Here is a 13531-nt window from a genome sequence, read left to right on the forward strand (position 1 = left end):
AAAATGCCAGCAGAATAACGATTACATTTTTCATCTTATAAATATGATGCGATTATTTTACTTTTCCATAACTTCTATCTCTCCATCATGCAACCAAAAAATAGTAGCAATATCCAAATTACCTAAACGTAATTGAAGCGGTATATGCCGATTTTTCATCGGGGATTTAGCCTAAAGCCCGGTTAAAACAATGCTTGTTCTTTTCCTTTTTTTATAATTTTACTCACAAATTTCGGTGGAAAACTTCCCTTTAAAAAACCTGAAATACCGCGAATCCTGATTAGCTTTGCCCCTTTAATTTTAAACTATGCACACTCATCATAAAATAATCGCCGCCGAATTAAAGGTTGCGGAAAAACAAATATCAGCCACTATTAATTTGTTAGATGAGGGCGCAACTGTGCCCTTTATTTCCCGGTACCGGAAAGAACTAACCGGGAGTTTAGATGAGGTTCAGGTTGCGGCAATTCGCGACAGAGTTCTGCAATTACGCGACCTTGACAAGCGCCGGGAAGCGATTTTAAAATCAATGACTGAGCTTGGAAAGTTAACGCCAGAACTTGAAAAACAGATAAACGAAGCTGAAACTATTTCGCTTTTAGAAGATATTTATTTGCCTTATAAGCCCAAACGCAAAACACGGGCTTCGATGGCGAAGGAAAAAGGTTTGGAGCCCCTGGCTTTGGAAATCTTTAAGCAACAAAACTTTGATTTAAATGCTGCTGCAGAGAAATTTATTGATACAGAAAAAGGGGTCAACTCGCTGGAAGAGGCCTTGGCCGGCGCACGCGATATCATCGCAGAAATGATTGCGGAAAACACTGAGGCACGAACAAAAATGCGTTTGTATTTTCAGGAAAAGCGGTATTTAAATCGGAAGTAATTAAAGGCAAAGAAGAAGAAGGCATTAAGTACAAAGATTATTTCGACTGGCATGAACCGGTAAAAACGGCTGCCTCTCACCGTGTGCTAGCCATGCGCCGGGGTGAGAAGGAATTAATTTTACGTTTAGATGCCTTGCCTCCTGCAGAGGATGCGTTGGCAATTTTGGAAAATCAATTTGTTACCGGAAACAACGCAGCAGCAAAACAAGTGCATCAGGCGCTGGAAGACGGCTATAAACGTTTGCTCGAACCAGCAATGGAAACTGAGCTTCGCGTGCTTACAAAGCAAAAAGCAGATGAGGAAGCCATTCGGGTTTTTGCAGAAAATGCCCGCCAGCTATTGTTAGCCGCTCCAATGGGACAGAGAAACGTTTTAGCGATTGACCCCGGTTTTAGAACAGGCTGCAAAGTGGTTTGTTTGGATGAGCAAGGTCAGCTATTGGAAAATACAGCCATTTATCCACATACCGGACAGGGGAACGTAAAAAACGCTGAAGCAACCATTCGCCAGCTTTGCGAAAAGCATAGTATCGAAGCCATTGCTATCGGCAACGGAACTGCCGGAAGAGAAACTGAATCTTTTATTCGGGGGTTAAATTTGCCAGGCATCACCATCGTAATGGTTAATGAAAGTGGTGCATCAATATATTCGGCTTCAGAAGTTGCCCGCGAGGAATTTCCAACACAGGATATCACCGTTCGTGGAGCAGTTTCTATCGGCCGAAGGTTAATGGATCCCTTAGCGGAACTGGTGAAAATAGACCCAAAATCCATCGGCGTTGGTCAGTACCAGCACGATGTTGACCAAAACAAATTGCAAGCAAGCTTGGATGATACCGTGATAAGTGCTGTAAATGCTGTGGGCGTTGAGCTAAATACTGCTTCTAAACAGATTCTAGCCTACGTATCTGGTTTAGGGCCAAGCCTTGCGCAAAACATTGTAGATTACAGAAACGCCAACGGTGCGTTCAAAAACCGCGAAAGTTTAAAAAAAGTACCTCGGTTAGGCGGTAAAGCTTATGAGCAAGCCGCAGGTTTCTTACGTATTCGCAATGCGGAAAACCCATTAGATACAAGCGGCGTTCACCCGGAGCGTTATGCTGTAGTAGATAAAATGGCGAAAGATTTGGGCACAACGGTATCTGCATTAATAAACGATAGCCAACTCCAAAAACAGATTAAACCACAACAATATGTAACCGGCGAACTTGGTTTACCAACGCTTACCGATATTTTAAAAGAGTTGGCCAAACCTGGTCGCGACCCGCGTGAGCAGTTTGAAGCCTTTAGTTTTACTGACGGTGTAAATGAAATCGGCGATTTAAAAATTGGGATGAAACTGCCAGGAATTGTAACAAATATTACCAATTTTGGGGCTTTTGTAGATATTGGTGTGCATCAGGATGGTTTGGTGCATACAAGCCAGTTAGCCAATCGTTTCGTTGCAAATCCGAACGATATTGTAAAAGTGCACCAGAAAGTTCAGGTTACCATTATGGAAATTGATGTGCCCCGCAAAAGAATTTCACTTTCAATGAAAACTGAAGAAGGTGCTAAGCAAAATAACCAGAGCCGAAAGCCATTTGCAGAAAAAACAAAACAAGATTTGAAGTCGGGTAATCAGAAGCAAAACTTTAAGCCCCGTAACGAGCCAAAAGATGCTGATGGCGATTTGCAGGAAAAATTAGCGCAGCTGAAAGGCATGTTTAAATAGCTTTGTAAATTTGTCAATCTGGGCCTGTAGAATAACTAAGCAATCTTCAACAGGCTCAGCCTGACGGTTTATAACTCCTCAGGCTTATCCTTAAACTCCAGTCTTTTCTTTGGCAAACTTTCAGGGTAATTAGCTTGAATAAATGAAATCATCGCTTCGCGGATGTTGCACCTCAAATCAAACGCTCTTGATGAATTTGCAGCACTCATTAGAAAACGCACCTCTATCGAGCCATCTTTGGTACTATCCGTAACCTGAACTACATTTACACGCTTATCCCATAGTGGGTTTGAGGTTAAAAGCCTTGTCATTTCCTGGCGTAGTGGCTCAATCGGAACCGTGTAATCGAGATAAAGAAAAACAGTTCCCAACAAATCAGCTGAAACTCTGGTCCAGTTTTGAAAAGGCTTTTCAATGAAATAAGTTATCGGCAAAATCAACCGGCGCTGGTCCCAAATGCTTACCACAACATAAGTTAAGGTAATTTCTTCTACTTTTCCCCATTCACCTTCTACTACTAAAACATCATCAATCCTGATGGGTTGCGTAAAGGCAATTTGAAAACCAGCCAACAAATTACCGAGCGACTTCTGCGCAGCGAAACCGATGATAATGCCACCTATACCTACCCCAGTAAGCAACCCGGCTCCTATTTTACGCATACTTTCGAAACTTAACAAAATGATGGCTGCCGTGATGAGTATGATTAAAGACACAATAAATTTTCGCACAAATTGAAGTTGCGTTCTTATCTTTCGCTCTTTTAGATTGTCTTCTTTGTTTAAGTCATATTTTAAGTAAAAATAATCTTCCAGTACATTAATTAATCTTATCAAGATAAGGGCAAATGTTATCGTTAGCGCAATTTCAAGTGCTTTATCTAACGGCAACCTGATAACCGACGGCATCACCATTAAATTCAACGAAAAGTTAAGAAATAGTAAAGGAATAAAGACAGCAACTGGCCGCCTTAAATGTTTCATCGTAGATTTGATGATGATAAAATCCCACCAGCGAGAGAGTAATATGAAGGTTTTGTGGATGATGAATTTGACCAACATTCCAAGTAATACAGCCAATATTCCAATAATTAAATTCTTAAAAAACAAAGGAATTGGATAACCGAAAAAATGGTCTAAATACTGCATAAAGAAATCTGTTGGTTAAGGGAATATGTAAATAACAACAGGTAAAGTTTATTGTTTGAAGTTGCAATTTGCGACTTCAAAAATCAAACCTGTTTTTAGTATCTTTAAATTAAATCCAAATAATGATATGGCAGCTGAACAAACGCTCTTTATCATCCCTGAAAATATATTAGTAAATAAAATTTATGAAATTCGAGGTCATAAGGTAATGTTAGACCGCGATTTGGCTGAGCTTTATGGCGTTGAAACTAGGACTTTAAATCAAGCAATCAAAAGAAATATCGAACGATTTCCTGAAGACTTTATGTTTCAGTTAACGAAAGAAGAATGGAGTTATTTGATATCACAAATTGTGACATCAAAGAAAAGTAGGGGTGGTACAAGAAAACTTCCTTTTGCTTTTACTGAACATGGTGTATTGATGCTTTCTAGTGTTCTAAACAGTCAGCAGGCTATTCAAGTTAATATTCAAATAGTTAGAATCTTTACAAGATTAAGGCAATGGTTGCCTGAAAATGGAGAAATGAAACATGAGATTGAAGACATCAAAAGAAAATTAAACAATCAGGATAAAAATATAGAGCTGGTTTTTAGTTATCTTGATAAATTGATGGAGAAGAAAATTGAACCGAGAAAAAGAATTGGTTTTAAGCCAGATGATTTGTAGCTTGATTACGTGAGTTCAGTAAAATATTTGCATCAATACATTATATTTACTTTAAGTCATCAAAATCAGTTCTCATAAATCTTCATACCACAAAATAATTGCAAGAGCGTCTATCCTATTTCTCCTAGGTCTTGCCATTTCGCTTGGTGCATTCATATGTATTTACATTTCGACTGTCCTTGATAAAAGTAAGATTGGAAATATTAACGCTCAAATTACGGTCGAAAAAAAGGCTATAGAAAGTCTATCACGCTGAGGCACGAAGCATCTGCAGCCGATGAAACAGATGCTTCAAACAATCTTCCAATAAGACTGCGACATCGCTGCGGTGTCTGCAATGACTATAAATACTCAAACTTTTTTACCACCAACTATTTGATAATAAAACTTTTCTATCTATCTTTGCAGTCCCAAATTTAATGGGAATAAATAATTGTTTAATAAATTAAATACAAGCAAGTGAATACGTTAAGTTACAAAACTGTCTCTGCCAATGCGAAAACTGTTAACAAACAGTGGATTGTTGTTGATGCACAAGGCGAGATTTTGGGGCGCTTGTCATCGAAGATCGCTATGATCATCCGTGGTAAAAACAAGCCTGAGTACACCCCACACGTAGACTGCGGAGATAATGTTATTGTTATCAATGCAGACAAGGTTAAATTGACAGGAAACAAATTCAGCGAAAAGCAATATGTTTCTTATACTGGTTATCCAGGTGGTCAGCGTTTTATCTCTCCAAAAGAGTTAATGGCGAAACACCCTCAACGTGTAATCGAGAAAGCGGTACGTGGTATGTTACCGAAAACTAAATTGGGTAAAAAACTTTACACCAATCTTTTTGTGTATGCTGGTGAAACTCATCCACATGCAGCTCAATCTCCAAAAACCATTAAACTTTAAGAAATGTCAGTTACTAACACTTCAGGAAGAAGAAAAACAGCTGTTGCACGCATCTACTTAAAAGATGGTGCTGGCGCAATTACCGTAAACGGTAAAGATCACAAAGTTTATTTCCCAACTTTACCTTTGCAATATATCGTGAACCAAAGTTTAGAGGTTTCTGAGCTTACAGGCCGTTACGATATTACTGTAAACGTACAAGGTGGTGGAGTAAAAGGACAAGCAGAAGCTGTTCGTTTAGCTATTGCTAAAGCGATTGTTGAACTAGATGCGGAGAAAAAACCTGCATTACGTGCTAAAGGCCTAATGACGCGTGATATGCGTATGGTTGAGCGTAAAAAACCAGGACGTGCTAAAGCTCGTAAGAAATTCCAATTCAGTAAACGTTAATCACAGGAGGCAAGAACAATGGCAAGAACAACTTATCAAGACTTATTGGATGCAGGTGTACACTTTGGTCACCTTACCCGTAAATGGAATCCAAAAATGGCTCCTTACATTTTCATGGAGCGTAATGGAATTCACATTATAGATTTAAATAAAACTTTAACTAAAACTGAAGAAGCTGCGGCTGCGATTAAACAAATCGTAAAATCAGGACGTAAAGTATTATTTGTTTCAACAAAAAAACAAGCAAAAGGAATCGTAGCTGAGCAAGCTAAAAAAGTGAACATGCCTTTCGTAACCGAGCGTTGGTTAGGTGGTATGTTAACTAACTTTGCTACAGTTCGTAAGTCAATTAAAAAGATGGTTACCATCGATAAAATGACTAAAGACGGTACTTATGCTATTTTATCTAAAAAAGAGCGTTTGATGATTCAGCGTGAGCGTATTAAATTAGAATCACTTTTGGGTGGTATTGCTGATTTAAACCGTTTACCTGCAGCTTTATTCTTAATTGATGTTAAGAAAGAGCATATTGCAGTAACTGAAGCGTTAAAATTAAACATCCCAACTTTTGCGATGGTTGATACGAACTCTGACCCTTCTAACATCGATTTTCCCATTCCGGCGAATGATGATGCTACAAAATCAATTTCTTTAATTACTGATGTAATTATCAAAGCAATTGAAGAAGGTTTAGAAGAACGCAAACGCGAAAAAGATGACGAAGCGGAAAAAGAAGCAGTAGCAGCGAAAGTTGCGGCTGATGCACCTGAAGTTAAAGAACCTAGAGCAGCTGGCGAAAAAAGACCAACTACAAAAAAGGTAACTGCAGAGGCAGAAGTTGAAGCGCCTTCATCAGAAGAAACTAAAACAGAAGAATAATCAATTCGGTTGTGGGTTACAGGTTATGTGTTACGGGATTTCTTGCAACATGTAACTTATAACCCATAATTTTTTTATTTAAAAACTTTAAAAAGGAAATAAAATGTCTACAGTACAAATTACTGCCGCAGATGTAAATAAATTACGCCAACAAACTGGCGCTGGTATGATGGATTGCAAAAAAGCTTTAGTAGAAGCTAATGGCGATTTCGAAGCTGCTGTTGATTTATTACGCAAAAAAGGTCAGAAAGTTTCTGCCGCTCGTTCTGGTAATGCAACATCTGAAGGTTTGGTATCAATTAATGTTTCAGCAGATGGCACAAACGGTAAATTAGTTGCTTTAGCTTGCGAAACTGAACCAGTTTCTAAAGTTGAGGATTTCCGTAATTTAGCTCAGGCAGTTTTGGCTGCAGCAGTTGCAAACAACCCTGCTCATACTGAAGAATTATTAGCGATTACTTTAGAAGATGGCCGTACGGTTGCGGAAACCATCACTGAATTAACCGGTAAAATCGGAGAAAAAATCGTTATTCAGGAGTACGCAAATATTTCTGGCGAAAAAGTCGTTTCTTATATTCACTCTAACGGCAAAATGGGCGTTTTAGTAGTGTTCGAAGGTGCTAACGGTGCAGATATTACAGAAGCTGGAAAAGATGTTGCAATGCAAATTGCTGCAATGAACCCAATTGCTGTTGATAAAGATGGTGTTGATCCTGCTACTATCGAGCGTGAAATCGAAATTGCTAAAGATGTAATTCGTGCTGAAGGTAAACCAGAAGAAATGGTTGAAAAAATCGCTGCTGGTAAGCTAAATAAATTCTACAAAGACAGTACTTTATTAAACCAGGAGTTTGTTAAAGATGGTTCTGTAGATGTACGTAAATTTTTAGATAACACATCTAAAGGTTTAACAGTTTCTGCTTTCAAACGTGTACAATTAGGTGCATAAGCACTTTTAAATGATAACGAAATCCCGATGAGAATCGGGATTTTTTTTTGCTGGAATTTTTTAGACAATTGTTTAAACCATAATTTAGCTTAAGCGTAAATAAGTATGATAACAATCAAAAATGTAAATCTCTTTGCAAACGATATTCTTGCTGAAAATCAAAACATCGAAATAAATGGCGGTTTAATTGCCTCCATTACAGCAAGCGATGCAAATTCGCATCAGGAGAAGTTTGTGGTTCCCGGATTTATAGATTTGCAAATATATGGTTCGGGCCGCCGCCTGTTTTCAGCAGAACCTTCCGTTGAATCTTTAAAGATAATGGAAGATGATCTACTTAAGAAAGGAACAACAGGTTTTCTTGCCTGTATGGCAACCAACACACCCGCGGTTTTCAACGAATGCATTAAAGCAGCAAAAGAATACCGTTCATCAGCAAGAAACTTTTTAGGCTTGCATTTAGAAGGTCCGTTTCTTAATCCAAAGCGGCTTGGGGCACACGTTCCTGCATATGTGAGGCAGGCATCTCTTGAAGAAATTAAAGCGTTGCTGGATTTTGGTGATGGCGTAATTAAAATGATTACCATTGCCCCGGAATGTCAGAATGAAAAAGTTATCCAGCACTTATTGGATAACGACGTATTGGTTTCTCTAGGCCACAGTAACGCCACCTTTGAAGAGGCAACCAACGCATACAACCGTGGAATACAAACCACAACGCATCTTTTTAATGCAATGAGTCCTATCCACCACCGCGAGCCCGGAATACCTACAGCTGTTTTTAACCACGACAAAGCAATGGCAAGCATCATTGCCGATGGCCAGCACGTAGATTATGAAGTTGTAAAGTTTGCGAAGAAGCTCCTTAAAGAAAGATTATTTTTAATTACGGATGCGGTGACTGCATGCAGCGTGGGGCCTTACCAGCATATTCAAGACGGCGACAAGTTTGTAATGCCCGATGGTACGCTTTCAGGTTCAGCGCTTACCATGTTGCAGGCTGTTAAAAATTGCGTAGCACACTGTGGTATTCATTTGCCGGAGGCTGTAAAGATGGCAACAGTTTATCCTGCTAAGTTGATTAAAAAAGACAATCAAATCGGAAAAGTTGCAGCAGGTTATCAGGCCAACTTGCTCGTTCTGGATAAGGATCTGAAATTAGAAAAGGTGATTTTCAATGGTGAAACGCTATCAATCTAAATAATTACATCATTTGTTAAAAAGCATAGCGGGTATTAAAAAATTGTTGATATTTTTGAGGTCATGAAATACAAACGCATCCTACTAAAGCTCAGCGGCGAATCGCTAATGGGCGATAAACAATACGGTATTGATAATGAACGTGTTAAACAATATGCTGAAGACATTAAAGCAGTACACGACAAAGGTTTAGAAATCGCAATCGTTATTGGCGGAGGAAATATTTTCAGAGGCCTGAGTGCCGAGAAAAGTGGGATGGACAGAGCACAGGCAGATTATATGGGTATGTTGGCCACGGTAATCAATTCTATGGCTTTACAAGATGCCCTTGAAAAAGTTGGTATAAAAACCCGTTTGTTAACGGCAATAAAGATGGAACAAATTTGCGAACCTTTTATTCGCAGGAGAGCTGTAAGGCACCTGGAAAAAGGCCGTGTGGTTATATTCGGAGCTGGAACGGGCAATCCGTACTTCACAACAGATTCTGCAGCTGCACTTAGGGCGATTGAGATTAAGGCTGATGCAGTGCTTAAAGGAACCCGTGTTGATGGCATTTACACCGCCGACCCGGAGAAAGATCCGCTGGCGACTAAGTATGAAGAAATCTCTTTTAAAGAAGTTTACGCGAAAGGTTTGAACGTAATGGACATGACCGCATTTACTTTATGCGAAGAAAACCAGGTTCCAATTATTGTGTTTGATATGAATAAACACGGCAACTTTATGAAAATTGCCAACGGCGAAGCTATTGGTACATTAGTAAAATAGCATTTAAAAATTTATTATTTTTGTAGAAATACACACAATTATGAATGACCTAATACAATTGCAATTAATGGATGCTCAATCTGCGATGGATAGAGCTATCGATCATTGTGAAGCTGAATTAACCAAAATCAGGGCTGGAAAAGCATCTGCAGGAATGCTTGATGGCATTTTTGTTGACTATTATGGCGCCGCTACAGCGCTTTCGCAAGTAGCAAGTATCAACACACCCGATGCACGAACAATTGTAATTCAGCCTTGGGAAAAATCTCTTTTAACAGTTATTGAAAAAGCGATTCAAGTTGCTAATATTGGTATCAATCCTCAGAATGACGGAATTGTTATTCGCCTGGTTGTACCGCCTTTAACTGAAGAGAGAAGAAGAGACCTGGTTAAAAAAGTAAAAGAAGAAGCAGAGCGTGGCCGGATTACTGTTCGGAATATACGTAAAGATGCCAATACCAAAATCCAAAAGCTAAAGGGTGAAGGCGTTTCTGATGATGAAATTAAAACCGGCGAAGCTGAAGTACAGAAATTAACTGATGCATATATTATTAAGGTTGATAAGCACGCTGAAGCTAAAGAAAAAGACGTTATGACTGTCTAATATCTGATGAACATAAATTTTTGAGGAGCAAATTAATTTGCTCCTTTTTTGTTTAATAGCATTTTTAGAAATCCTGTTAAAAAGAAAAAGAGCAACCCATCCGGGATTGCTCAATTAACTAACTTATTATTCATAAAAAATGCTGTTGGGGAAGGAGTCGAACCTTCAAGGGGTAGTTAGCTACAGTTCAAAAAATTAATTGTGGTCAACCCAATAAACTGCGTTTGTCCCATTATTCCCCACCACCGAGACAAGGAGGCGTGTCTGCCAATTTCACCACCCAACATTCTAATTAAGTTTGAGGCTGCAATTTTCAGTTTTCAGCCGGGGCCTTCTACTCATAATCGCGAACTCCAAACTAGCTGTAGGGGAAGGAATCGAACCTTCAAGGAGTAGTTAGCCGTTACCGGTTTCCCATATTCTCCACCACCGAGACAAGGAGGTGTGTCTGCCTGTTTCACCACCCTACATTATGTTTAGCAAATTGTTAAAGAACGTCCCTTTTTCTTACTTGCTTGATACAAATGTAAAGGAACAATCAATATCTTGCAAATATTTTAAACATTTAATTTTATTTTTATAATATTGATAATTTTTATTATATTCGCTTATCAAAATTCGAAAATATGCTTAAAAAAGACAATTCCAATTTAGAAATTGACAACCTGGACATTGACATTTTAAAACAACTGATGCTTGATGCCACGAAACCTTATACTGAAATAGCAAAAGATTTGATTGTTTCTGGTGGCACTATACACGTTAGGATGAAAAAACTGCAGGAAATGGGTATCATTAAAGGCTCACACCTGATAATCGACCCTCAAAAGGCCGGCTATGATATTTGTGCATTTTTGGGGATATATCTTGAAAAAGGCATTCAGTATAAAGATGCGGTTGACCAGCTAAGTAAAATTAAAGAAGTTGTAGAGTTACATTATACAACGGGCGCCTACAGCATGTTCGCGAAGATTATCTGTAGAGATACCAATCACCTCCGCCACGTTTTAAATGAAGAAATACAGGCTGTAAATGGTATTCAAAGAACTGAAACCTTGATTTCGCTTGAAGAAAGTATTAAGAGACAGATTGAACTTGGCTAGAATGATGGCTTAATTGCCTTAGTTGTAACGAAAGCTTTTTGTAAGACTTTTACATTTCACCAATAATATCTGGTTCTGTTTTGCCACTTAGACCCGATTGCAGTGAACACGTAGCCCCAGCCTTTTCTGCTGTGGGCGCAGTAAAACGAAAAGCGGGAAGAGACCTGAATAGTTGCAGAAAATTGCTCTTCGAATAGCTAAAATAAGTTTATTTAAGTATCTGGTAAGCAATTAATGCTGCAAAATAGGCCATGGCGGTCATGTAAACCAGCTGAATAACGGGCCATTTCCAACCTTTAGTTTCGCGGTAAACAATTGCAACAGTGCTCATACATTGCATGGCGAAGGCATAAAACAACATGAGCGAAATGCCCGTTGCGAAAGAATAAACCGGTAAGCCTGTACGACTATTTACCGATGCAGCCATCCTTTCCCTGATGGTAGTGGTATCTTCATCGCCGCCATCTACACTGTAAATGGTGGCCATGGTGCCTACAAATGCCTCGCGTGCGGCAAATGAAGTAATTAAACCGATGCCAATTTTCCAATCGTAACCTAAAGGCCGGATTGCCGGCTCTATCAGATGGCCCAAAATGCCAACATAAGAATTTTCGAGTTTCTCGGTCGCAATTAAAGTTTTAGTATGATCTGCCTTTGTAGAATCGAGCATGGCGCTCTGATACTTTTTATCGATATTTTCGAAACGATTTCCAGGGCCGAACGAGGCCATTACCCATAAAATAATAGAAATTGCGATGATTACCTTACCTGCTTCAAAAACAAAGGTTTTTGATTTCTCATACATGGTGTAAAAAACATTTTTCCACCGAGGCATGCGGTAAACGGGTAGCTCCATGATAAAATATGCCCGTTCTTTTGTTTTGATGATGAATTTCATTACCCAGGCTACAAGAACCGCAGCGATAATACCAACTAAATACATCACCATTAAAGCGAGGCCTTGCAAGTTAAAAATACCTAAAATCGTTTTTGAAGGGATGATGAGCGAAATGATTAAAATGTAAACAGGAAGCCTGGCCGAACAACTTACCAGGGGCGTAACCATTATCGTTATCATCCTATCTTTCCAGTTTTCGATATTTCTGGCAGCCATAATTGAAGGTACAGCACAAGCCAAACCACCAATCATTGGTACCACTGATTTACCATTGAGGCCAACTTTACTCATAATCTTATCCATCATAAAAGTAACGCGGGCCATGTAACCGGTGTCTTCCAGAATGGAAATAAAGGCAAATAGAATGGCGATTTGAGGAATAAAAACGAAAATGCCACCCAGGCCTGCAACGATGCCATCAAGCACTAAATCGGTAAGCATGCCAGCCGGAAGATATTGATGGCCTGTGGCTGTTATAAAACCAAAACCACTTTCTATCCAATCCATAGGATAAGAGGACCATGCAAAAATTGCATTGAAAATGGTAAAAAGAATGGCAAGGAAAATGGCAAAACCCCAAACTTTATGTGTTAAAACTGCATCTAACTTATCGCTGAATGAAAATTTCTCTGCGGTGCCTTTATCCACTACTACATCGGCCAAAACTGTGCCCAAATGCTTGTAACGTGCAATTGTTTCTGCAGCCTGCACCTTTGAAGATTCGAAGTTGTTGGATACCTCGATCTCTTCGATTTCCAGCTGCTCCTTTTCTGTAAAAAAAGTTAAATGTTCGTGCTGATGCAAAACCTGAAGCGCATAGTAATCGTTGCTGGAATTTAGCTTCGATTTGATGGCGTTAATAGCAGCAGGTGCAAGTATGTTAACATCTACATCCTGTAACTGCGTTGGAACTTTATTTGTGTTTCCTATCGCCTGCTTAAGTGTATCTATCCCAATATTGTTCCTGGCCGAAATTGACACCACCTGAACACCCAGTTTCTGAGCTAGCTTATTCAGGTTTATGTCTATTCCCTGTTTGGCTGAAAGATCTATCATATTTAAAGCCAAAACCATTGGAATACCTAAATCAGCAACCTGAGAATATAAAAGTAGGTTACGTTTAAGATTCGAAGCGTCGGCAATCAAGACAATAACATCAGGAAAACTTTTGTTGTTCTTATCTGCCAAAACCTGAAAAACGATGCTCTCGTCACTGCTTTTCGGGTATAGACTGTAAGTGCCGGGTAAATCAATAATCTCCACATCTTTTCCGTTGGGAAGTTTCATATAACCTGTCTTTTTATCGACGGTTATACCCGGGAAATTTCCAATTTTTTGATTTAAGCCGGTTAAGCGATTAAACAGAGTAGATTTACCTGTATTGGGATTACCAACTAATGCAACTTTAATATCCAAAGCAACTA

The 13531-nt window shown here is 39.1% G+C and carries 11 protein-coding genes, 2 tRNA genes and 1 pseudogene; 10 read left to right on the forward strand and 4 right to left on the reverse strand.

Annotated features, from left to right (window positions below; all coding sequences use genetic code 11):
- Window positions 1–307: 307 nt before the first annotated feature.
- Window positions 308–2598, forward strand: a pseudogene (locus ASG14_RS15795) (Tex family protein).
- A 68-nt stretch (window positions 2599–2666) separates the two neighbouring features.
- Here the strand turns inward: ASG14_RS15795 and ASG14_RS15800 are convergent.
- Window positions 2667–3746 (reverse strand): mechanosensitive ion channel family protein, encoded by a 1080-nt coding sequence (locus ASG14_RS15800; RefSeq protein ID WP_056872030.1) that lies wholly within the window; start codon window positions 3744–3746, stop codon window positions 2667–2669.
- 55 nt (window positions 3747–3801) lie between these two features.
- Between ASG14_RS15800 and ASG14_RS15805 the strand changes: the two genes are divergently transcribed.
- The 8 genes from ASG14_RS15805 (at window position 3802) to frr (ending at window position 10106) form a co-directional block, all read left to right on the forward strand.
- Window positions 3802–4413: an ORF6N domain-containing protein gene (locus ASG14_RS15805; RefSeq protein ID WP_235528604.1), complete on the forward strand. Its 612-nt coding sequence runs from the start codon at window positions 3802–3804 to the stop codon at window positions 4411–4413.
- A 459-nt stretch (window positions 4414–4872) separates the two neighbouring features.
- A complete protein-coding gene (rplM, locus tag ASG14_RS15810) occupies window positions 4873–5316 on the forward strand; it encodes a 50S ribosomal protein L13 (protein ID WP_010602007.1) in 444 nt (147 codons plus the stop codon).
- A gap of 3 nt (window positions 5317–5319) precedes the next feature.
- Complete coding sequence (gene rpsI, locus ASG14_RS15815; protein ID WP_055913282.1) at window positions 5320–5706, forward strand: 30S ribosomal protein S9; 387 nt, start codon at window positions 5320–5322, stop codon at window positions 5704–5706.
- A gap of 18 nt (window positions 5707–5724) precedes the next feature.
- Window positions 5725–6585, forward strand: coding sequence for a 30S ribosomal protein S2 (gene rpsB, locus ASG14_RS15820; RefSeq protein ID WP_056872031.1), 861 nt, complete (start codon window positions 5725–5727; stop codon window positions 6583–6585).
- Window positions 6586–6688: 103 nt separating this feature from the next.
- Window positions 6689–7534 carry a translation elongation factor Ts gene (gene tsf, locus ASG14_RS15825; RefSeq protein ID WP_056872032.1) on the forward strand — a complete coding sequence of 282 codons (846 nt, stop codon included), beginning with the start codon at window positions 6689–6691 and terminating at the stop codon, window positions 7532–7534.
- A 105-nt stretch (window positions 7535–7639) separates the two neighbouring features.
- Window positions 7640–8734 (forward strand): N-acetylglucosamine-6-phosphate deacetylase, encoded by a 1095-nt coding sequence (gene nagA / locus ASG14_RS15830; protein ID WP_056872033.1) that lies wholly within the window; start codon window positions 7640–7642, stop codon window positions 8732–8734.
- 63 nt (window positions 8735–8797) lie between these two features.
- Window positions 8798–9502, forward strand: coding sequence for a UMP kinase (gene pyrH / locus ASG14_RS15835; RefSeq protein ID WP_056872034.1), 705 nt, complete (start codon window positions 8798–8800; stop codon window positions 9500–9502).
- A 40-nt stretch (window positions 9503–9542) separates the two neighbouring features.
- Window positions 9543–10106 carry a ribosome recycling factor gene (gene frr / locus ASG14_RS15840; RefSeq protein ID WP_056872035.1) on the forward strand — a complete coding sequence of 188 codons (564 nt, stop codon included), beginning with the start codon at window positions 9543–9545 and terminating at the stop codon, window positions 10104–10106.
- Window positions 10107–10248: 142 nt separating this feature from the next.
- On the opposite strand, the gene ASG14_RS20305 is transcribed toward frr, so the two are convergent.
- Both ASG14_RS20305 and ASG14_RS20310 read right to left on the reverse strand, forming a co-directional pair.
- Window positions 10249–10392, reverse strand: a tRNA-Asp gene (locus tag ASG14_RS20305).
- A gap of 76 nt (window positions 10393–10468) precedes the next feature.
- Window positions 10469–10576, reverse strand: a tRNA-Asp gene (locus ASG14_RS20310).
- Window positions 10577–10732: 156 nt separating this feature from the next.
- On the opposite strand from ASG14_RS20310, the gene ASG14_RS15845 reads away from it, so the two are divergent.
- A complete protein-coding gene (locus tag ASG14_RS15845; protein WP_056872036.1) occupies window positions 10733–11209 on the forward strand; it encodes an Lrp/AsnC ligand binding domain-containing protein in 477 nt (158 codons plus the stop codon).
- Window positions 11210–11417: 208 nt separating this feature from the next.
- On the opposite strand, the gene feoB is transcribed toward ASG14_RS15845, so the two are convergent.
- Entirely contained in the window at window positions 11418–13523 is a 2106-nt protein-coding gene (feoB, locus tag ASG14_RS15850) for a ferrous iron transport protein B (RefSeq protein ID WP_082491639.1), read from the reverse strand.
- Window positions 13524–13531 lie beyond the last annotated feature (8 nt).

The organism is Pedobacter sp. Leaf194 (assembly GCF_001423945.1).
GTDB lineage: Bacteria > Bacteroidota > Bacteroidia > Sphingobacteriales > Sphingobacteriaceae > Pedobacter.